Origin of the sequence: Streptomyces sp. PA03-5A (assembly GCF_033792725.1) — a bacterium.
Classification (GTDB): Bacteria; Actinomycetota; Actinomycetes; order Streptomycetales; family Streptomycetaceae; genus Actinacidiphila.
Genome location: NZ_JARAVL010000018.1, coordinates 120,310 through 141,221, shown reverse-complemented (window position 1 = coordinate 141,221; position 20,912 = coordinate 120,310). Strand labels below are relative to the sequence as shown.

Annotated in this window: 14 protein-coding genes, 3 pseudogenes and 1 riboswitch; of the genes and pseudogenes, 11 read left to right on the top strand and 6 right to left on the bottom strand. The window is 74.5% G+C overall.

The genetic code is table 11. The features are described from left to right. Positions 1-35: 35 nt before the first annotated feature. Positions 36-689 (bottom strand): annotated as a pseudogene (locus PV410_RS23265) (class II aldolase/adducin family protein); the annotation flags it as partial. 117 nt (positions 690-806) lie between these two features. Between PV410_RS23265 and PV410_RS23260 the strand changes: the two are divergent. The 11 genes and pseudogenes from PV410_RS23260 (at position 807) to cobC (ending at position 12,731) form a co-directional block, all read left to right on the top strand. Next, positions 807-2,198, top strand: a complete 1,392-nt coding sequence (locus PV410_RS23260; protein WP_500327335.1) for an NAD(P)/FAD-dependent oxidoreductase — start codon at positions 807-809, stop codon at positions 2,196-2,198. 233 nt (positions 2,199-2,431) lie between these two features. Next, the gene (locus tag PV410_RS23255; RefSeq protein ID WP_500327333.1) at positions 2,432-3,649 is read left to right on the top strand and encodes an inorganic phosphate transporter; all 1,218 of its coding nucleotides are present in this window, start codon (positions 2,432-2,434) and stop codon (positions 3,647-3,649) included. A gap of 37 nt (positions 3,650-3,686) precedes the next feature. Beyond that, a complete protein-coding gene (locus PV410_RS23250; protein ID WP_500327331.1) occupies positions 3,687-3,926 on the top strand; it encodes a hypothetical protein in 240 nt (79 codons plus the stop codon). Positions 3,927-4,092: 166 nt separating this feature from the next. Further along, a riboswitch (cobalamin riboswitch) is annotated at positions 4,093-4,218 on the top strand. A gap of 54 nt (positions 4,219-4,272) precedes the next feature. Beyond that, on the top strand, positions 4,273-5,259 hold the full coding sequence (locus tag PV410_RS23245) for a cobalamin biosynthesis protein (protein ID WP_500327329.1): 987 nt from the start codon (positions 4,273-4,275) through the stop codon (positions 5,257-5,259). Beyond that, on the top strand, positions 5,256-6,767 hold the full coding sequence (locus PV410_RS23240) for a cobyric acid synthase (protein WP_500327328.1): 1,512 nt from the start codon (positions 5,256-5,258) through the stop codon (positions 6,765-6,767). Before PV410_RS23245 ends, PV410_RS23240 begins: the two co-directional genes overlap by 4 nt. 73 nt (positions 6,768-6,840) lie before the next feature. Continuing rightward, complete coding sequence (locus PV410_RS23235; protein ID WP_500327326.1) at positions 6,841-8,868, top strand: putative cobaltochelatase; 2,028 nt, start codon at positions 6,841-6,843, stop codon at positions 8,866-8,868. Continuing rightward, complete coding sequence (cobO, locus tag PV410_RS23230; protein ID WP_499511157.1) at positions 8,868-9,464, top strand: cob(I)yrinic acid a,c-diamide adenosyltransferase; 597 nt, start codon at positions 8,868-8,870, stop codon at positions 9,462-9,464. Before PV410_RS23235 ends, cobO begins: the two co-directional genes overlap by 1 nt. Further along, positions 9,458-10,825, top strand: coding sequence for a cobyrinic acid a,c-diamide synthase CobB (locus PV410_RS23225; protein ID WP_500327324.1), 1,368 nt, complete (start codon positions 9,458-9,460; stop codon positions 10,823-10,825). Before cobO ends, PV410_RS23225 begins: the two co-directional genes overlap by 7 nt. Further along, positions 10,825-11,202 (top strand): annotated as a pseudogene (locus PV410_RS23220) (cobalamin biosynthesis protein); the annotation flags it as partial. The gene PV410_RS23225 and the pseudogene PV410_RS23220, both read left to right, overlap by 1 nt. Positions 11,203-11,363: 161 nt before the next feature. Beyond that, positions 11,364-11,597: pseudogene (locus tag PV410_RS23215) on the top strand (CbiX/SirB N-terminal domain-containing protein); the annotation flags it as partial. Positions 11,598-11,672: 75 nt separating this feature from the next. Then, the gene (gene cobC, locus PV410_RS23210; protein ID WP_500327427.1) at positions 11,673-12,731 is read left to right on the top strand and encodes an Rv2231c family histidinol phosphate aminotransferase CobC; all 1,059 of its coding nucleotides are present in this window, start codon (positions 11,673-11,675) and stop codon (positions 12,729-12,731) included. Between the two features lie 59 nt (positions 12,732-12,790). On the opposite strand, the gene PV410_RS23205 is transcribed toward cobC, so the two are convergent. From PV410_RS23205 to PV410_RS23185, 5 genes are all read right to left on the bottom strand, one after another. Next, on the bottom strand, positions 12,791-13,693 hold the full coding sequence (locus tag PV410_RS23205; RefSeq protein ID WP_500327322.1) for a helix-turn-helix transcriptional regulator: 903 nt from the start codon (positions 13,691-13,693) through the stop codon (positions 12,791-12,793). Between the two features lie 581 nt (positions 13,694-14,274). Beyond that, positions 14,275-17,022: an ABC transporter substrate-binding protein gene (locus PV410_RS23200; RefSeq protein ID WP_500327321.1), complete on the bottom strand. Its 2,748-nt coding sequence runs from the start codon at positions 17,020-17,022 to the stop codon at positions 14,275-14,277. Between the two features lie 202 nt (positions 17,023-17,224). Continuing rightward, a complete protein-coding gene (locus PV410_RS23195; protein ID WP_500327425.1) occupies positions 17,225-18,277 on the bottom strand; it encodes an SCO1860 family LAETG-anchored protein in 1,053 nt (350 codons plus the stop codon). A 212-nt stretch (positions 18,278-18,489) separates the two neighbouring features. Continuing rightward, on the bottom strand, positions 18,490-19,617 hold the full coding sequence (locus PV410_RS23190) for a Hint domain-containing protein (RefSeq protein WP_500327319.1): 1,128 nt from the start codon (positions 19,615-19,617) through the stop codon (positions 18,490-18,492). A gap of 168 nt (positions 19,618-19,785) precedes the next feature. Next, the gene (locus PV410_RS23185) at positions 19,786-20,886 is read right to left on the bottom strand and encodes an amidohydrolase family protein (protein ID WP_500327317.1); all 1,101 of its coding nucleotides are present in this window, start codon (positions 20,884-20,886) and stop codon (positions 19,786-19,788) included. Between the last annotated feature and the right edge of the window lie 26 nt (positions 20,887-20,912).

The window sequence follows — 20,912 nt, the reverse complement described above, 5'->3', positions numbered from 1 at the left end:
GCCCCGTACCCTTCGTGCTCCTCCTCTGTCTCGTCCCCGGGCTGGCCGTACTGGCGCAGCCTCTCCGCGACACGGGCGAGTTCGCGCTTGGAGAGCAGGGAGGGCGAGAACCCGGCGACGGAGCGGGCGGCGAGCCAGACCTGGCACATCCACTCCAGCTGGGCGGTGCGGTCGTAGGCCTGCTCGAGGTCGTCGCCGTAGACGATGGTGCCGTGGTTGCGCAGCAGGCAGCCCGTGCGGTCGCGGAGCGCGCGCAGGACGTTGGCGGCCAGTTCCTCGCTGCCGTACGTCGCGTAGTCGGCGACGCGTATCCGGCCGCCCAGGGCCGCGGCCATGTAGTGGATGGCGGGCAGCTCGTACAGGAGCGTGGAGACGGCCGTGGCGTGCACGGCGTGGGTGTGCACGACGGCGCCCGCGTCGGTGTGCCGGTAGATCGCGAGGTGCATCGCCAGCTCGCTCGTCGGGCGCAGCTCGCCGAGCACCTGCTTGCCGTCCAGGCCGACGCCGACCGTGTCGTCCGGGCCCAGGCGGTGGTAGGGCACCCCGCTGGGGGTGACGAGCACGAGGTCGTCGCCCACCCGCACCGACACGTTGCCGGACGTACCGACCACGAGACCGTCGTCGACCGAGCGGCGGGCCGTGTCCACCAGCTCCGACCAGGCCCGTGCCACCGCGTTCCGCACCGACATCCGTGTCACCTCCGAGCGCTGATCCTGACAGGTTGACCGTTGCCGCACGTTCCCGGGGCACAGTAGCGTCCCGGCACAGTTTCCGGACCGACCACGTATACGAATTGCAGGGGCACCATGACCACCGTCAACGGCGGCATCTCCTTCTGGTACGCGAAGTCAGGGCTCCCGGTGCCGCGTGAGCCCCTGCCCGGGGACACCACCGCCGACGTGTGCATCGTCGGGGGCGGCTACACCGGACTGTGGACCGCCTACTACCTGAAGAAGGCCGTGCCCTTCCTGCGGATCGTCGTCCTGGAGCAGCGCTTCTGCGGCTACGGCGCCTCCGGCCGCAACGGCGGCTGGCTCTACAACGGCATCGCCGGCCGCGACCGCTACGCCGCGCTGCACGGCCGTGAGGCCGCCGTGGCGCTGCAGCGCGCGATGAACGCGACCGTGGACGAGGTGATCCGGGTCGCCGCCGAGGAGGGCATCGACGCGGACATCCACAAGGGCGGGGTGCTGGAGGTCGCGCACTCCCCCGCGCAGCTGGCGCGGCTCAGGGCGTTCCACGAGGCCGAGGTCGCCTTCGGCGAGAAGGACCGCCTGCTGCTGGGCGCCGCCGAGTCCGCCGCGCGGATCCGGGTCGCCGGGACGGCCGGGGGCACCTGGACGCCCCACGGGGCGCGCGTCCACCCGGCGAAGCTGGTGCAGGGGCTGGCCCGGGCGGTGGAGGCGCTCGGCGTCGTCGTCCACGAGTCGACCCCGGTGACCGAGATCCGGCCGAAGCACGCGCTCACCCCGTTCGGGAGCGTGCGCGCCCCCTACGTCCTGCGCTGCACCGAGGGCTTCACCGCCTCGCTCAAGGGCCAGAAGCGGTCGTGGCTGCCGATGAACTCCTCGATGATCGTGACGGAGCCGCTGCCGAAGGAGGTCTGGGACACCATCGGCTGGGAGGGCCGGGAGACGCTCGGCGACATGGCGCACGCGTACATGTACGCGCAGCGCACCGCCGACGACCGGATCGCCATCGGCGGCCGCGGGGTGCCGTACCGCTTCGGCTCCCGTACGGACAACGACGGCCGCACGCAGGCGGCGACGGTCGAGGCGCTGCGCGAGATCCTGGTGCGCTTCTTCCCGGCGGCGGGGCGGGTGGCGGTCGACCACGCGTGGTCCGGGGTGCTCGGCGTGCCGCGCGACTGGTGCGCGAGCGTGGAACTGGACCGCTCCACCGGCCTCGGCTGGGCGGGCGGCTACGTCGGCAGCGGGGTCGCGACGGCGAACCTCGCGGCGCGGACGCTGCGCGACCTCGTCCAGCTGGACTCCGGCCAGGCGCACGGCACGGAGCTGACGTCCCTGCCGTGGGTGCACCACCGCGTGCGCCGCTGGGAGCCCGAGCCCTTCCGGTGGATCGGGGTGCACGGGCTGTACGCGGCCTACCGCGCCGCCGACCGGCGCGAGCAGACCGGACGCAGCGCGGAGACCGACCGGGTGGCGCGCATCGCGGACCGCATCTCGGGCCGCCACTAGGCCCTCCCCCCCTGCCGGGCCACGACGGCCCCGGGCCGTGACCAGGATCTCTTCCGGAGGTGCCGGGAAGGGCGATCGAAGCACGTCAAAGGCCGGATTCCGGGGCGAAGTCCGCACGGGCCCACACCCCCCGCACGCACCGGCACCGCCGCGCCTCTCCTCGTTCACCTTCCGTTCATCCAGACTCCGTACGGTCGCCACGCCACTGTCCGATCGAACGAATGCCTGGGTCAATGGAACACATCACGCTCCTGATCGGAATCGTGATCATTACCGCACTCGTGTTCGACTTCACGAACGGTTTCCACGACACCGCCAATGCGATGGCGACCACCATCTCCACTGGCGCGCTCAAGCCCAAGACGGCGGTGGCCATGTCCGCCGTGCTCAACCTCGTCGGCGCCTTCCTCTCCGTCGAGGTGGCGAAGACGATCTCCGGCGGAATCCTCGACGAGAGCGCGGGCATCAAGCCCGAGGTGATCTTCGCGGGGCTCGTCGGCGCGATCGTCTGGAACCTGCTGACCTGGCTGGCGGGCCTCCCCTCCAGCTCCTCCCACGCCCTGTTCGGCGGCCTCATCGGCGCCTCCATCGCCTCCGCGGGCTTCAGCTCGATCAACGGTGACGCGGTCGTCATGAAGGTCCTGATCCCGGCCGTCTGCGCCCCCGTGGTCGCCGGTCTCGCCGCGATGCTGGCGACCCGCCTGACCTACCGCATCGGCCGCAACGCCGACCCGAAGGCGACCGCCAAGGGCTACCGGGCCGGGCAGATCGCCTCGGCCGGTCTGGTCTCCCTCGCGCACGGCACCAACGACGCACAGAAGACCATGGGTGTCATCACCCTCGCCCTGATCGCGGGCAACGTCGTCGCCCCCGACTCCGACCCGCCGCTGTGGGTCATCGTGTCGGCCGGCATGGCGATCGCGCTCGGCACCTTCATCGGTGGCTGGCGGATCATCCGCACCATGGGCAAGGGCATCACCGACATCCAGCCGCCGCAGGGCTTCGCCGCCCAGACCGGCGCCGCCACCGTCATCCTCGCCTCCTCCCACCTCGGCTTCTCGCTCTCCACCACGCAGGTCTGCTCCGGCTCCGTCATGGGCGCCGGTGTCGGTCGCAAGGGCGGCGTCGTCCGGTGGAGCACCGCGGGCCGCATGTTCGCCGCGTGGGGGCTCACCCTTCCGGCCGCGGGTCTGGTCGCGGCGGGCGCCGCGCTCCTGGCCGACCAGGGGGACCTGGGCGTCACCGCGGTCGCCGTCCTGGCACTCGCCGCTTGCGTCGCGATCTGGATCGCCTCGCGCCGCAAGCCCGTCGACCACACCAACGTCAACGAGGCCCACGGCGACGCCGAGGAGCCGGGCGTCATCACCACGGCGATCGCCGCCGTGATCCCGCCGCCCGCCGGACTCACGGCCGCCACCGTCGACGCCGACCCCGCCCAGGCCCCCGCCTGACGGCGGTGCCGCACCGGCCCCGGAAGGAACCAGCATCATGCACATCGACTGGGCTGCCCTCGGCTCCGTCTTCGGCGTCAGCCTCGCCGTGACCATCGGACTCGTCGGCCTGTTCACCCTCGGCATCGTGGGCCTGTCCAAGCAGGGCGCGGCCACCGGCGAGGCGGGCAGCGGCTCCGCCGCCGGCTCGACCGCGCTGGCCCGCAGCGGCGCGTACCTGTGCTTCGCGCTGTGCGCGGCAGCCGTCGCGTACGGGATCTTCCTGATCGTCGCCTGACCCGCGGGTCCCCGGGCCGCGTGCGCGCGGCCCGGTGTGAAGTTGACCTCAGCTCCCGGCTTTCCCGCCGTGAGCTGGGGTTTCTTCTTTTCCACAGACCGTCGCGGTGAGTTGACGGGCCGGAGCGGCGCGTGGTGGTATCGGAACCGCCAAACGGCGGCAGGAGAGGAAGTCCGGTGCGAATCCGGCGCGGTCCCGCCACTGTCACCGGGGAGCGGACCCCCGCCCATGGCCACGGCCCCGTGAGGGGCTGGAAGGCCGGGGGTGCCGCCGATCCGGGAGCCAGGAGACTCTCGTCGCCGGTCACGTCGAACCAGGGCGCGGACCCTGAGTGAGGACTCCTGTGATGCGCGGCCCCGGCCGTTCACCCGACACCGGCGTCGCGGCGCCGTGCGCGTTCGCCACCGGTGCCGCCCTCGGCTGGCTCGCCGACCTCGCCCTCGCCGACCCGCGCCGCGGTCACCCCGTGGCGGTGTTCGGCAGCGCCGCCGCCGGCCTGGAACGTGCCCTGTGGCGCGACCACCGCGGCCGGGGCGCCCTCCACACGGCGCTGTGCGCGGGCGGCGCGGTGGCGGCCGCGGCCGGGCTCCAGCGTGCGGCACGCCGTTCCGGCCCCGCCTCCGTCGCCCTGACGGCGGCGGCGACCTGGGCCGTGCTCGGCGGGACCTCCCTGGTACGGGAGGCGCGCGCCATCGGCGCCGCCCTGTCCGCCGGGGACACCGAGGCGGCGCGCGGGCGGCTGCCCCATCTGTGCGGCCGCGACCCGCAGGCGCTGGACGAGGCCCAGTTGGCCCGGGCGGTCGTGGAGTCCGTCGCCGAGAACACCTCGGACGCCGTCGTGGGCGCCCTGGTGTGGGGCGCGCTGGGCGGAGTGCCCGGGCTGGTGGGCTTCCGGGCGGTCAACACCCTCGACGCGATGGTGGGCCACAAGTCGCCGCGGCACCGGCGGTTCGGCTGGGCGGCGGCCCGGCTGGACGACGTGGCCGGCTACCCCGGCGCCCGGCTGACCGCCGCGCTCGCGGTGCTGTCCGGGCCCGACCCCCGGGGGGCCTGGCGGGCCTGGCGCAGGGACGGCTCCCGGCATCCCAGCCCGAACGCGGGGCCGGTGGAGGCCTCGTTCGCAGGGGCGTTGGGCGTGCGCCTCGGGGGGACGCTTGCCTATGGCGGGCGGGTCGAGCACCGGCCCGTCCTGGGGGCGGGGAACCGGCCGGTGGAGGTACGGGACATCGAACGGGCGGCACGGTTGTCGCGACGGGTCGGCGCGCTGGCGCTGGCGGTCGCGGTGGGCGGGCGCCTGGCGTCGGGCGCGGTCGCCCGGAGGAGGAACGCATGAGGGGCGGGGGCCTGCTGGTCGCCGGGACCACGTCGGACGCCGGCAAGAGCGTCGTCACGGCGGGGATCTGCCGGTGGCTGGCGCGGCAGGGTGTGTCCGTGGCGCCCTTCAAGGCGCAGAACATGTCGCTGAACTCGTACGTGACGCGCGAGGGCGCCGAGATCGGCCGCGCCCAGGCGATGCAGGCCCAGGCGGCGCGCGTGGAGCCCTCGGCCCTGATGAACCCGGTGCTGCTCAAGCCCGGCGGGGACCGCACCAGCCAGGTCGTCCTGATGGGGCGCCCGGTGGGCGAGATGAGCGCGCGCGGCTACCACAACGGGAGCCGCGCGCAGCTGCTGGAGACCGTCACCGGCTGCCTGGAGGAGCTGCGCGGCCGGTACGACGCGGTGATCTGCGAGGGTGCCGGCAGCCCCGCGGAGATCAATCTGCGGCGGGGCGACATCGTCAACATGGGCCTGGCGCGGGCCGCCAGGCTCCCGGTGGTCGTGGTCGGCGACATCGACCGGGGCGGGGTCTTCGCCTCGTTCTTCGGGACGACGGCGCTGCTGGCCCCCGAGGACCAGGAGCTGGTCTGCGGCTACCTGGTCAACAAGTTCCGCGGCGACGTGTCCTTGCTGGAGCCGGGTCTTGAGATGCTGCGCGGGCTGACCGGGCGCCGCTTCTACGGGGTGCTGCCGTACCGGCACGGCCTCGGCATCGACGAGGAGGACGGCCTGCGGATGTCGCTGCGCGGCACCGTCAGGGAGTCGGACACGGCGGCGCCACACGGTGAGGACGTCCTGCGGGTCGCCGTCGCGGCGGTCCCGCTGATGTCGAACTTCACCGACGTGGACGCGCTCGCCGCCGAGCCCGGTGTGCTCGTCCGCTTCGTCGACCGGCCCGAGGAACTGGCCGACGCCGACCTCGTCGTCCTGCCCGGCACCCGCGGCACGGTCAAGGCCCTGGAGTGGCTGCGGCAGCGGGGCCTGGCCGATGCCGTCACCCGCCGGGCCGCGCAGGGGCGCCCGGTGCTGGGGATCTGCGGCGGCTTCCAGATGCTCGCCGAGACGATCGAGGACGACGTCGAGTCCCGCGCCGGTACGGTCGCCGGGCTCGGCCTGCTGCCGGTGCGGGTCCGCTTCGCCGTGGCGAAGACCCTGGCCCGGCCCTCCGGGAAGGCGTACGGCGAACCGGTCGAGGGGTACGAGATCCACCACGGGGTCGCCGACGTCCGCGGCGGCGACGAGCCCTTCCTGGACGGCTGCCGCAGCGGCGCGGTCTGGGGCACCCACTGGCACGGCTCGCTGGAGAGCGACGGCTTCCGCCGCGCTTTCCTGCGCCGCGTCGCCCTGGCCGCGGGACGGCGCTTCGTCCCGGCCCCCGGCACCGCCTTCGGCGCGCTCCGCGAGGAGCAGCTGGACCGGCTGGGCGACCTGATCGAGGAGCACGCCGACACCGGCGCGCTGCTCCGCCTGATCGAGCAGGGCCCCCCTGCGGGGCTGCCCTTCGTCCCCCCGGGGGCGCCGTGAGCACCCCGTCGCGGCCCCGGAGCGGGGCCGTCCGTGAGCACCGCCGCAACGACCGTTCGACCCAGGAGGCCGCGTGAGCACCCCTTACCCCTTCACCGCGATCGTCGGGATGGCGGACCTGCGCCTGGCGTTGCTGCTGAACGCGGTCAGCCCGGCGGTGGGCGGTGTACTGGTGCGCGGCGAGAAGGGCACGGCCAAGTCGACCGCCGTACGGGCGCTGTCGGCGCTGCTGCCGCCCGTGGACGTCGTGCCCGGCTGCCGCTTCGGCTGCGACCCGGCGGCGCCCGACCCGGCCTGCCCGGACGGGCCGCACGGCCCGGACGCCGGCGCGGAGAGCCGGGCGGCGCGCATGGTGGAGCTGCCGGTCGGCGCGTCCGAGGACCGCCTCGTCGGCGCCCTGGACATCGAACGGGCCCTGGCGGAGGGCGTGAAGGCCTTCGAGCCCGGGCTGCTGGCCGACGCGCACCGCGGCGTGCTGTACGTGGACGAGGTCAACCTCCTCCACGACCACCTGGTGGACCTGCTGCTGGACGCGGCCGCCATGGGCGCCTCCTACGTCGAGCGGGAGGGCGTCTCCGTGCGCCACGCCGCGCGCTTCCTCCTCGTCGGCACGATGAACCCCGAAGAGGGCGAGCTGCGGCCGCAGTTGCTGGACCGCTTCGGTCTCACGGTGGAGGTCGCGGCGTCGCGGGAGACCGACGAGCGGGTGCAGGTCGTCCGGCGGCGCCTCGCCTACGACGCGGACCCGGCGGGCTTCGCCGCCGCCTGGCAGGCCGAGGAGCGGGAACTGCGCGAGCGGATCGCGGCGGCGCGGGCACTGTTGCCCGCGGTGTCGCTCGGCGACGGCGCGCTCCGCCAGATCGCGGCCACCTGCGCGGCCTTCGAGGTGGACGGGATGCGCGCGGACATCGTCATGGCGCGCACGGCGACCGCCCTGGCCGCCTGGGCCGGACGCACCGACGTGACCGACGCCGACGTACGGCAGGCCGCGCTGCTGGCGCTGCCGCACCGGCGCCGCCGCAATCCCTTCGACGCGCCGGGCCTGGACGAGGACAAGCTCGACGAGACCCTGGAGCGCAACCGCGCCGAGGACGACGACCCGGACCCGGACCCCGGACCCGGCCCCGACGGCGGCGGACCCGACGGCGGCGGCCGCCCGCCGCAGGGTGACGACGGCGCCCCCGACACCACCCCCGACATCGCCCCGCCCCGGGAGCCGGCGGACTCCGGTCCCCAGCCCGAGCCCTCGCAGGCGCCGCAGGGCGGCGTCGGGGAACGGGCCGCGGTGCCCGCGGCCGAGCCCTTCAAGGCCCGCACCCTGACCGTTCCCGGCCTCGGCGAGGGCGCCGCCGGCCGCCGCTCACGGGCCCGTACCGCGCACGGCAGGACGACCGGCGCCCGGCGGCCCCACGGCACCCTGTCCAAGCTGCACCTGGCCGCCACCGTGCTCGCCGCCGCCCCGCACCAGCGGGCGCGCGGGCGGGGCGGCCCGGGCCTGGTGATCCGCCGGGACGACCTGCGCGAAGCGGTGCGGGAGGGTCGCGAGGGCAACCTGGTGCTCTTCGTCGTCGACGCCTCGGGCTCGATGGCCGCCCGGCAGCGCATGAGCGCGGTCAAGGGCGCGGTGCTGTCGCTGCTGCTCGACGCCTACCAGCGGCGCGACAAGGTCGGCCTGGTCACCTTCCGCGGCGCGACGGCGGAGCTGGCGCTGCCGCCGACCTCGTCGGTCGACGCGGGCGCGGCACGCCTGGAGAAGCTGCCCACCGGCGGCCGCACCCCGCTGGCCGCCGGGCTGCTGAAGGCGCAGGACGTGCTGCGCGTGGAGCGGCTGCGGGACCCCTCGCGCCGCCCGCTGCTGGTCGTGGTCACCGACGGCCGGGCGACCGGCGGGCCCGAGCCGGTACGCACGGCCGCGCGGGCCGCACGGCTGCTGGCGGCCGAGGGCACCGCGTCGGTGGTCGTCGACTGCGAGTCCGGGCCGGTGCGCCTGGGGCTCGCGGGCGAGCTGGCCCGCGAACTGCACGGCACCGCCGTGACGTTGGACGAGCTGCGCGCGGACAGCGTCGCGGCACTGGTACGGGACGTACGGAGGGCCGCGTAATGCCGCAGGGACAGCCGAGTGTGGTGCCGCAGGACGGTCTGACCACGCGCCAGCGCCGCAACCGGCCGCTGGTGATGGTGCACACCGGCACCGGCAAGGGGAAGTCGACCGCCGCCTTCGGCCTGGCGCTGCGGGCCTGGAACCAGGGCTGGCCGGTCGGGGTCTTCCAGTTCGTCAAGTCCGCGAAGTGGAAGGTCGGCGAGGAACGGGCGCTGCGCGTGCTCGGCGCCTCCGGCGAGGGCGGCACCGTCGCCTGGCACAAGATGGGCGAGGGCTGGTCCTGGGTCCAGCGGGACATCTCGGAGAGCGAGGACGCCGCGCGCGAGGGCTGGGAGCAGGTCAAGCGCGACCTGGCCGCCGAGACCTACCGGCTGTACGTGCTGGACGAGTTCGCCTACCCGCTGCACTGGGGGTGGATCGACACCGACGAGGTGGTCTCCGTGCTCCGTGACCGGCCCGGCACCCAGCACGTCGTCATCACCGGGCGCAACGCCCCGCAGCCGCTGCTGGACTTCGCGGACCTGGTCACCGAGATGGGCAAGGTGAAGCACCCGATGGACGCCGGCCAGAAGGGCCAGAAGGGCATCGAGTGGTAGCCAGGATCGTCGTCGCGGCCCCGGCCTCGGGGAGCGGCAAGACCACCGTCGCCACGGGTCTGATGGCCGCCTTCGCGGAGGCCGGGCTCGCGGTCTCCCCGCACAAGGTGGGCCCCGACTACATCGACCCCGGCTACCACGCGCTGGCCACCGGCCGCCCGGGCCGCAACCTGGACGCCTACATGTGCGGCCCGGAGCGGATCGCGCCGCTGTTCCTGCACGGCGCGCGGGGGGCCGACCTGGCCGTCGTGGAAGGCGTGATGGGGCTCTTCGACGGCGCCTCCGGGATGGGCGAGCTGGCCTCCACCGCTCATGTGGCGAAGCTGCTGCGGGCACCGGTGGTGCTGGTGGTGGACGCCTCGTCGCAGTCCCGTTCGGTGGCGGCGCTGGTGCACGGCTTCGCCTCGTGGGACCCGCAGGTGCGGGTCGCCGGCGTCATCCTCAACAAGGTCGGATCCGACCGGCACGAGGAGCTGCTGCGCGACGCCCTCGACGGCGCCGGCGTGCCCGTGCTGGGCGCGCTGCGGCGCGACACGGCGGTCGGCACGCCCTCCCGGCACCTGGGTCTGGTCCCGGTCGCGGAGCGGCGCGCGGACGCCGTCGACGCCGTGCGGGCCCTGGCCGCCCGGGTGCGGGAGGGCTGCGACATGGAGGCGCTGCTGGCGCTGGCGCGCAGTGCTCCCCCGCTCACGGACGAGCCCTGGGACCCGCGGGAGGCGGCGGCCGGTCCGGCGGCGCCGGGCGGACGGCCGGTGGTCGCGGTGGCGGGCGGGGCGGCGTTCACCTTCTCGTACGCCGAGCACCTCGAACTGCTCGCCGCGGCGGGGGCGGAGGTCGTCACCTTCGACCCGCTGCGCGACGACCACCTGCCGCCCGGCGCCGCGGGGCTGGTCATAGGCGGCGGCTTCCCCGAGATGTACGCCCACGAACTGTCCGCCAACGAGCCGCTGCGCAAGGCCGTCGGCGCCTTCGCCGGGCCCGTGACGGCGGAGTGCGCGGGCCTGCTCTACCTCGGGCGGGAACTGGACGGACGTCCCATGTGCGGGGTGCTGGACACCACGGCCCGCATGTCGGACCGGCTCACCCTGGGCTACCGCGAGGCGGTCGCGATCGCCGACAACGCGCTGGCGGCCGCCGGGACGCGGGTGCGCGGCCACGAGTTCCACCGCACCGTCGTGGAGCCCGTCGCCGGGGCCACCCCCGCCTGGGGACTGATCCGGCCGGAGCGGCGCGTGGAGGGCTTCGTGCGGGGCGGCGTCCACGCGTCGTACCTGCACGTCCACTGGGCCGCCGAGCCGTCCCTGGCACGGCGGTTCGTCGCCTCCTGCGCGGGCGGCTCGGGCGCGGGCGCGGCCGCGTGAGCGTCGTCGTCGGCGTCGGGGCGGGCCGCGGGGTGGCGGCGGCCGAAGTGCTCGCGCTCGTGCGGTCCGTGCTCGCCGAGGCCGGGGTGCCGGAGCCGTCCGTCACGGCGCTGGCGACCGTGGACGGCAAGGCCGGTGAGCCGGGTCTCGTCGCGGCGGCGGCGCGGCTGGGCGTCCCCCTGGTGACGTACGACGCGCGTACGCTGGCCGCGGTCGACGTGCCGAGCCCCTCGGCCGCCCCGCTGGCCGCGGCCGGCACGCCCTCCGTCGCGGAGGCGGCCGCGCTCGCCGCGGCGCCCGGCGGCGAACTGCTGGTGCCGAAGAGGAAGTCCGCCCCCGGGAGCGGTACGGCGAGGGCGACCGCGGCCGTGGCGCGGCACCGTACGCCCGATCCCGGCACGGACAGCAGGCACGGCACGCACGGCACGACGGAGGAGAAGGCACCGTGAGCAACCCCCCGCCCGAGGACGTGCTGGAGCGGCGCGTCGACGCCGCGCTGGGCGGCGGCCGCCGTACGCCGCTGGATCTGGCGGCGACCATGGTGCTGCTGGTCGGCGCCGGTTCCCCCGAGGCCGCCGGCAACGCCGAAGTGGCCCGCACCGCGCGGCTGCTGTGGGAGGGCCGGGGCTACGCGGGCGTGGAGACCGCCTTCCTGACGACGGCGGCGCCGGACGTGCCCGCGGGCCTGGAGCGCTGCGCACGGCTCGGAGCCCGGCGGATCGTCGTGCTGACCTGCTTCCCGGCGGACGCGACCCTGGAGGAGCGGGTCCGGCAGCAGGCGGAGGGTTGGGCCGAGGCGCGTCCCGAGGCCGACGTACGGCACGCGCCGCCCGGCGACGCCGGGGCCGTGCGGCAGGAACCCGGCGAGTGCGACCACGACCTGCGGCACCACGGCGACGCCGAGGTCCGCGACGGCGGCGGGGACCTGACGGACCTGGCCGTGAACGTGCGCGCCGGAACACCGCCCCGGTGGCTCAAGGAACGCCTCGGCGCCACCCTCGACGGGCTGGCCGGCTACCCCGACGACCGCGCCGCGCACCGGGCGGTCGCCGCCCGCCACGGCCGACCCGTGGAGGAGGTGCTGCTCACGGCGGGTGCCGCGGAGGCGTTCGTCCTGCTGGCCCGCACCACCCGGGCCCGCCACGCGGTGGTCGTGCACCCGCAGTTCACGGAGCCGGAGGCGGCGCTGAGGGATGCCGGGCACCCCGTGCACCGCGTCGTGCTGCGCGCGGAGGACGGCTTCCGCCTCGACCCGCGCGCGGTGCCCGACGCCGCCGACCTGGTCGTCGTCGGCAACCCGACCAACCCCACCTCCGTGCTGCACCCCGCGGCGGACCTCGCCCGCCTGGCCCGGCCGGGCCGCACCCTCGTCGTGGACGAGGCGTTCATGGACGCGGTGCCCGGTGAGCCCGAGAGCCTCGCCGCCCGCCGCGACCTGCCCGGCCTGGTGGTGCTGCGCAGCCTCACCAAGACCTGGGGCCTCGCGGGCCTGCGGGTCGGCTACGTCCTCGGCGACCGCGAGCGCGTGGCGGCGCTGCGCCGCGCCCAGCCCCTGTGGGCGGTCTCCGCGCCCGGCCTCACCGCCGCCGAGGCGTGCAGCGCCCCCGCGGCCCTCGCGGAGGCCGAAGAGGCGGCCCGCCGGATCGCCGACGACCGCGCCCACCTGCTGCGCCGGCTCGCCGAGTTCGACGCCGTCGAAGTCGCCGGTCCGGCGCACGGCCCCTTCGTCCTGCTGCGCCTGCCCGGAGCGGCCTCCGTCCGTGAACGCCTGCGCGACCTCGGCTTCGCCGTCCGCCGCGCCGACACCTTCCCCGGCCTGTCCCCCGACTGGCTCCGCCTCGCCGTCCGCGACCCCGCCACGACCGACCGCTTCGCGGCCGCCCTGTCGAAGGCGCTCGACGGCTGAGGCCCTGGCGGGCGGACCCGTTCCGACCCCGACACCCCGCCGGGGGAACCCGGCCTCCGTCAGGGCGCAGGAGCCGGAGGTGACCTCCGCTCCGGACCGGTGTCCGATTCACCGATCCGGCCGGCCAGGGAACGCAACGCCTCGGCGGACGGTGAGCCGGGTGGGGCCATGCACACGTACAACCACTGGTCCGGGTCACCGGGGAACACGAGGGTCTCGTAGTCGAGGACGAATTCCCCGAGCAAAGGGTGCCGACAGCGCCTGGTGCCGTGGGAGAACACCTCCACGTCATGCGCCGACCACCACCGGCTGAAGTCGGCGTCCGCGGCCGACAAGTGGCCGATCAGCTCGGTCAGACGCGTGTCGTCCGGATTCTGGCCCGCGTACAGGTGCAACCCCGTCACCACCATGCGGGCGGCCATGTCCCAGTCGATGAACAGTTCACGTGCCGCAGGATCGAGAAATACGAACCGCGCCAAATTACGTTCACGGACGGGCATGGCGTCGAAATCGACGAATAGCGCCCGGGCCATCCGGTTGACGGCGAGGACGTCCATCCGGCCGTCCAGGATCATGGCAGGGCTGTCCGCGAGAACCTCGAGCAGGGCGTACGCGCCCGGACGCACTCTCCGCGGAACCTCCGGCTGGCTGGCCCTGACCACGGACTGCGGCCTGGCCAGGTTGAACAGGTGCGCACGCTCGGCGTCGTCGAGCTGCAGAGCCCGGGCCACGGCCTCCAGCACCGCCTCCGAGGCGTTGGCCACCCGTCCGCGTTCCAGACGGATGTAGTAGTCCACGCTCAATCCGGCCGAGAACGCGACCTCCTCGCGACGAAGTCCCGGAACACGCCGACTGGCCCCCGGCGTGACCCCGGCCTGCTCGGGAGCCACCCGGGCGCGCCGCGAACGCAGAAAATCGCTCAGTTCCTTGTTGTCACCCGAACCGGACGCCGCTTTGGCCATATGCCAAGGCTAACGCTCTGCGCACCACCCCGGCAAAATCACGGTTCCCACCACGCCAATTCCCTCTCACTTCAATGCATTGTTTCGAACAATAGCCGTCGAGGGCGTTTCCCGAAAAGGCCCCCGCCCCAGTGGTCACCCGGCGATCGGCAGGGGGCCTGCCAGTACCCGCACCAGCAGACCACCGTCCAGGAGAGCCTGCCTGACCGCCCTCAGGCACCTCTCCGGCTGGTTCGCTGGAATTGCACGAAGATCGGCTTTTCCCGCGCCGCACACCTGAACGGATGCCGTCCGCCACGGCGTCGGCCCCCTGCGTCTCAGGCTCATCAAGCACCAGGTCCTGACCTGCGAAGTCTTCGACAGCGGCAGTGGCCACCCGCGCCTGCGCCACGCTCGCGGCGTCGACGAGCACGGCCGGGGCCTCTTCATGATCGCTCAGCTGTGCCACAGGTGGGGCTTCCGGTCCGCGACCGGCGGCAAGCTCGTCTGGGTCGATCAGGACCTGCCCTGCGCACCCTCTCATCCGTATCCGCGGCGTCCCCCGCCGCACGCCCCGCTTGTCCTGACCCGGCGCCGCCCGGTCAGCCCTTGACCCCGAGGGCCTGGATGTCGAGGCCGCCCAGGGCCGGGTGGACGTAGGCGTTGGCCAGGCGGTCGGACCGGTAGTTGAGGCGGCGGTCGTAGAGGAAGGGCAGGAGCGTGCCGCGGTCCTGGGCGGTGGAGTCGACGGTGCGCCAGAGGTTGTCGGCGGCGTTGCGGTTGGTCTCGGAGTCGGCCTCGTCCATCAGGGAGTTGATCTCCCGGTCGTCCAGCCCCGCGTAGTTGCTGGGGCTGTCCGGCAGCAGCAGCGGGCGCAGGAAGCCGGCCGGGGAGGGCCAGTCGGACTGCCAGGTGGTCATGACGATGCCCCAGCCCTTGTCCTTGATCTGCTGCTGGTCGGTGAGGGCGGCGTAGAAGTCGGCGGCGTCGGGGGTCTGCACGGTCGCCGTGATGCCCACCTTGGCGAGCTGGCCGGCCAGCGACTGCGCGGCCTTGCGGGCTGCCTGATCGGTGGCGGAGACCGCGACGACCGTGCTGAACCCCTTGGCGTGGCCGCATTCGCCGAGGAAGCGGCGGGCCTGGTCGGGGTAGGAGCCGCCGGTCACGGTGCCGTAGGTGTCCAGGTGCCGGTCGTGGCCGCCGATGGTCGGCGGGAGCATGCCGCCGGCGACGTCGCCCGCGTCCTGGCCGCCCAGGGCGTCACGCAGCAGGCTGCGGTCGGTGGCGTACTGGACGGCCCAGCGGCAGCGGTAGTCGTCCAGGGGCGCGACGGCGGTCTGCAGGGAGAAGTAGCGGACCGCGCCGGTCTGCACGAGGTCCGCGCGGGACTTGAGCGCGTCGTCGGCGAGGATGCGGGTCCGGGTGGCCTCCTGGACGCCGGCCTGGGCGAGGTCGAGGTCGGCGGTGCCGTTCATCAGGGCGGTGTCCACGGCGGCCGCGTCCGCGGCGATGGTGAGCTCCACCTCGTCGGGCAGGGCGGTGCGTATCGCGTCGGTCGCCGGGTCCCACTTGTCGTTGCGCACCAGGCGCAGTCCCTTGGCGGCGTCGTAGGAGGCGATGCGGTAGGGGCCGCTGGCGACCGGCTGGTCCTGGTAGCTCTCCTTGGTGTCCTTCGCCTTCGGGACGGGCGAGGACATGGGCAGCGCGAGGACGTGGGGGAAGTCGGCGAAGGGCGCGTCGAGGTGGAAGACGATCGTGCCGTCGTCGGGGGTCTCGACGCTCTTCAGGCCGAGCCCGTCGGGGTCGGTGTCCTTGTAGGGGCCGGGGTAGTCCTGCCCCTGGTCGAGCAGGTCGCGCAGGTGGGTGGGGCCGCCGGGGTACAGGTCCCTGTCGAAGGTGCGCTCGATGCCGTACTTGACGTCCCGTGAGGTGATCGGCGTGCCGTCCTCGAAGGTGACGCCCTCCTTGAGGGTGTACGTGTAGGTGCGGCCGCCGTCGGAGATCGTGCCGGTGCTGGTGGCGAGGTCGGGGGCGAGCCGGGTCCCCGCGGCGCCGGGCTGCGGGGCGAAGTCCACGAGTTTGCGCAGGTAGAGGCGGCCGAGGTTCCACACGATCGGCGAGTAGGTGCGGGCCGGGTCGAGGGAGTCGGGGGTGTAGGCCGAGATGAGCCTGAGGGTGCCGCCCTTGGCGGTGGACGGGTTGACGGCGCCGGTGAGGGCGCCGTTGTAGCCGCCGGTGGGCCTGCGGGCGGCGATCAGGTCCTGGGCGGTGGGGGTGGACCGCCTCTTCGGGTCGTCTCCGAAGGGGTCGACGACGACCGTCACGGTGACCAGGACGGCCACGACCGCCGCGGTGACCGCGGACACCACGCCCCAGCGGCGGCGCCGGGGCCCCGGGACCGGGGTGTCCCAGGCGGGCCGGGTGGGGTAGGACGGCGGCCCGTACGAGGGCGGGTTGTACGCGGGGTGGGGCAGGGTGGACGGCCGTGCGGGCGGCGGGGGCAGGGCGGGCGGGCCCGTGGGCGGGGTCCGCGAGGCCAGCCAGGTGCTGAAGGCGCCCCTCATCTCCGCGGCGCTCCGCGGGCGCAGGGCGGGGTTCTTCGACAGGGCGGACAGCACGATCGCGTCGAGCTCGGGCGGCACCAGCGGGTTGCGCGCGGAGGGCGGCGCCGGTGCCTGGTGGACGTGGGCGTACATCACCGACAGCGGGGTGGCCCCGGCGAAGGGCACGGTGCCGGTGAGGAGTTCGGTGAGCATGCAGGCGACCGCGTACAGGTCGCTGCGGGCGTCCACGGCGTCGCCGGCGCACTGCTCGGGGGCCATGTAGCCGGGGGTGCCGATGGCGGAGCCGGTGCCCGTGATGCGGGACAGCGAGTGGACGACCCGGGCGATGCCGAAGTCGGCGACCTTGACCGTGCCCCCGGTGGCGATCAGGACGTTGGAGGGTTTCACGTCGCGGTGGACGAGTCCGCGGGCGTGGGCGTGGGCGAGGGCGTCCAGGATCTCGCAGGTGATGCGGACGGCCCGCTCGATCTCCATCGGGGCCTGTGCACGGGCGAGTTCGGCGAGGGTGCGGCCCTCGATGTGCTCCATCACCAGGTACGGCACGACCGCGTCGTCCGTCGTCACCTCGTCCTGGTCGTGGACGGTGACGATGCCGGGGTGGTTGAGCCCGGCCGCCGCGCGTGCCTCGCGGGCGAAGCGGCGGCGCGCCTCGGGGTCGCGGGCCAGCTCCGGCAGGAGCGTCTTGACGGCCACGGTCCGGCCGAGCCGGGTGTCGTACGCCAGATGGACCCGGGCCATGCCGCCGGAGCCGAGCAGCGCCCGCAACTCGTACCGTCCCCCGAACATGCGACCCCCCGGCCCCGTCCGCGACGGGCGCGCGGACACTCCCCAACAGGGTAGTGGAAAGTGCCCTTTTCAGACGCCCGTGAGCGAGCGGCCGGAGCGGGGAGCGGTGCGGGAAAGCGCGTGGAGGGCGGCTCCGGACACTCCGCCGCCCTCCACGTCCCCCCTCACCCCTGGTCCGCCCCCCGGGGTCGACCCGGGTTCGTCAGTCCCGGGCGCTCTCGGCCGCCGGCCTGCGGCGGGTCTTGCGGATCACGAGGAATCCGGCGGCGAACAGCAGCACCGAACCGCCCGCGAGGTACGGGGTCATGGAGCTGCTGCCGGTCTCGGCGAGGTCGCCGGCGGCCGCGGGCGCGGCTTGCGGGGACTGGTCGGCGCGCGCGGACTCCGACGGCCCGGCCGACGCCGAGGGCTCCGCGGACTGCGAGGGCTGCTCGGACTCGCCGCCGGTCTGCGGCTCCTCGCCGCTGCCGGAGTCGTCGCCCCCGTTGTCCCCGTCGCCGTTGCCGCCGCCGTGGTGCCCGCCGCCGCCGTGCCCGCCGCGGCGGGGCGTCTCACAGGTGGCCCCGGCGAGGGTGACGGTGCCGTTCACCTCGGCGACGCCGAGCTTGAGCGGGTTGACCTCCACCGACAGTTCCAGGGCGGTGGCGGCGGCGCTGCGCGAGGTGACGGTCCTCTTGGCGAGGTCGAGGCGGACCTCGCCCACGCCGGGCACCTTCACCAGGGTCGCGCCGCCGGCCGACACCTTGACGCGCTTGCCGAGGACGACGACGTGGCCGGGCAGCTCGACGTCGGCGACCGGCTTGCGGCCGGCCACGCACGTGGCGCGGGCGGAGATCGCGTCGGCCTTGATGAGCCCGAGCAACGGCAGTCCGGGCAGGCTGACGCGCGCCTTGACGAGGTTGGCGTAGCCCTCCGTCTTGTGGCGGTCGGCGGTGGCCCTGGCGGTGGCGACGTCGGCGCGCAGGACGCTGAACGGCCTGCCGTGGTCGACCCCGTCGAGGGTGGCGGTGAGCGCGGTCTCGTCGGCGCTCGCCGGTGCGTGGACCTCGTTGAGCGTCAGGTTCAGCGGGACGTCCACGGACTTGCGGAGCAGTGAGACCTCCAGGCCGGTCCGCAGGACGACCGCACCGGCCTTGCCGGAGGAGCCGTGGGTCCCCCCGGTCGCGGCGGCCGGGGTCGCCGGCCCGAGGGCGAGGGCACCCGCCGCCAGCGCGACGGCGGCCCCCAGCGCGGCGGCGGGACGGCGCGCGGGCATGCTGAAGGGAGAGCTGGACAAAGTGGAAAACCCCCAAGTGGTCATGGAGTCGCCACGGCGCCGCTGAAGGGGACAGCGCGCTCGCCGGGCGACCTCGACCCCGTAATGATTTACGTACGGAGAGTGAACCGGCGCCCGCCTGGGCCCGGTTCACTCCAAAGGGTGGTTTTCGCCTCCGTATTCGAAACCTGCGGCACATGCGTTCCCGCGCGTCACACCTGCGATCGCGCGTATTCGAGCACCTTGGCGAAGTCCACCGCGCCGGGGTCCCCGTGGGAGTTGTGGCACAGCAGGCCGCCGGCCACATAGGTGCGCGTCGAGGTCGACAGCGAGGCGATCGGCTGCTCCCCCAGGTGCTCGACCGCGAGCACCTCCGCCTCGGCGGTGACCCCGGCGACGGCGGCGCCCTCCCACGCCCCCGCGGGGGTGCCCTGCCGGTCGGCGACCGCGACGATCCGGTGCTTGAACGGGGTGAGTTCACGGCTGGTCACCCATGCGTCGCCGTGCGGCAGCCGCACCAGCCACGGATGGTCGGCCGTCGCGACGACCTCGCCCCGCGCCGTGGTCACCCGGAACGCGTCCTTGCGCGCCGGGTCGTTACGGGTCACCACCCCGCGGCGGAGCCGGCGTCGCCCCTGCCCGCCCGCGGTGTCCGCGGTGTCCGCAGCGCCCTGCGCCTCCTCCTCGTCGAAGCACGCGACCTCGTCACCGACGGCCAGTTCGGCCGCCCGGGCCCAGCTCAGGTCGGCGCGGAGCACGGGGGTGTCCGGGTGCACGCAGTTCTCCGGCACGTGCTGGTGGCCGCAGACGCCGCGGAAGACGTTCCACTCCCGTCCGGTCATCCGCTGGCCGCCCGCGTTCCCGTACGAGCGGGGGTAGGGCAGCCAGAGCTTCGGCCCCTTCAGCGGCACACCGTGGTGGGTGTGCATCCAGGCGAGGAACTCGGCGAGTTCGCGCAGCGCCCACTGCGGCGCCTTGGGCCAGTAGACGTGCCGGTTGGCGGCGCCCCAGTCCTCGTGCCGCTCGGGATCGCAGGTGCCCACCAGCTCCACCTGGCACACGTTGAGGGTGTTGGTCTCCACCCCGCCGGGCCGGTTGACCAGGGCGCGCGAGGAGATGTCGATGTCGAAGTGCTGGTACCAGACCAGCTTCTCGTCCTCGAAGTCCGGTTTCGCCGTCAGGTTGGGCGCGCTGCCGCCGCCCCCGTACGTCGGCACGCTGCGGCCCTCGGTGGTGTGCAGCACGACGGCGTTGACCTCCATCGCGTCGCCGCCGTAGTCGTCCTGGTACCAGTACCTGCGCGAGGCCCCCGGGTACTTCTGCGGTCCCTGCCTGGTCATCGTGCTCCCCGTCCCGTTGCGGTGTCGGCCGGTACGACCGATCGCAGCACGACAGAAGAGGACGGATCGACTTTTCCCGTACAGGATCACCCGAATCGGTGCTCCGGGATCATTCCGGGCGCATCGGTGGCCACGCTCCGCTTCCGTGGCGCCGCCGCGCCCGCCGGGTCACCCCACCACGCGACCGCGCAGCACGATGCGCCGGGGCGCGGCCAGGACGCGGACGTCGGCGCGCGGGTCGTCCGGGTAGACGACCAGGTCGGCGGAGGCGCCCTCGGTGAGGCCGTCGCGGCCGAGCCACTCGCGGGCGGACCAGGTGGCGGCCGAGAGCGCGTCGAGGGCGGGCAGACCGGCGGTGACGAGCTCCGCGACCTCGTCGGCGACGAGCCCGTGGGCCAGGGAGCCGCCGGCGTCGGTGCCGGCGAAGATCCGGATGCCCGCGTCGTGGGCGGCGCGGACGGTGTCGTAGCGGCGCTCGTGCAGCCGGCGCATGTGGTCGGCCCAGCGCGGGAACTTGGCCTGGCCGCCGTCCGCGAGACCGGGGAAGGTCGCGATGTTGACCAGGGTGGGGACGATGGCCACCTGGTGCTCGGCGAAGAGCGGGATGGTGTCCTGCGTGAGCCCGGTGGCGTGCTCGACGCAGTCGATCCCCGCCTCGACCAGGTCCCGCAGGGAGTCCTCGGCGAAGCAGTGGGCGGTGACGCGGGCGCCCTCCTCGTGGGCGGCGGCGATGGCGGCCTCGACGGCGCCGCGCGGCCAGCAGGCGGACAGGTCGCCGGTGTCCCGGTCGATCCAGTCGCCGACCAGCTTGACCCAGCCGTCGCCGCGCCGGGCCTCCCCGCGGACGTAGGAGACCAGGTCCTCGGGCTCGATCTCCCACGCGTAGTTGCGGATGTAGCGGCGGGTGCGGGCGATGTGCCGGCCGGCCCGGATGATCCGCGGCAGGTCCTCGCGGTCGTCGATCCAGCGCGTGTCGGAGGGCGAACCGGCGTCGCGGAGCAGCAGGGTGCCCGTGTCGCGGTCGGTGAGCGCCTGCTTCTCGGAGGTGCCCGGGTCGACCGGGCCGTGCTGGTCGAGGCCGACGTGGCAGTGGGCGTCGACCAGGCCGGGCAGGACCCAGCCCTGCACGGTGGTGAGGTCGCGGAGGCCGCCGGGGCGCTCGTAGGTGACGCGCCCGCCGACCACCCACAACTCGTCCCGTACGTCCTGCGGCCCGGCCAGGATGCGGCCCTTGACGTGCAGTGCGTGCGTCCCCTCGCGATCAGCCATGTCTGCACTCTACGAGCCGCCGGATA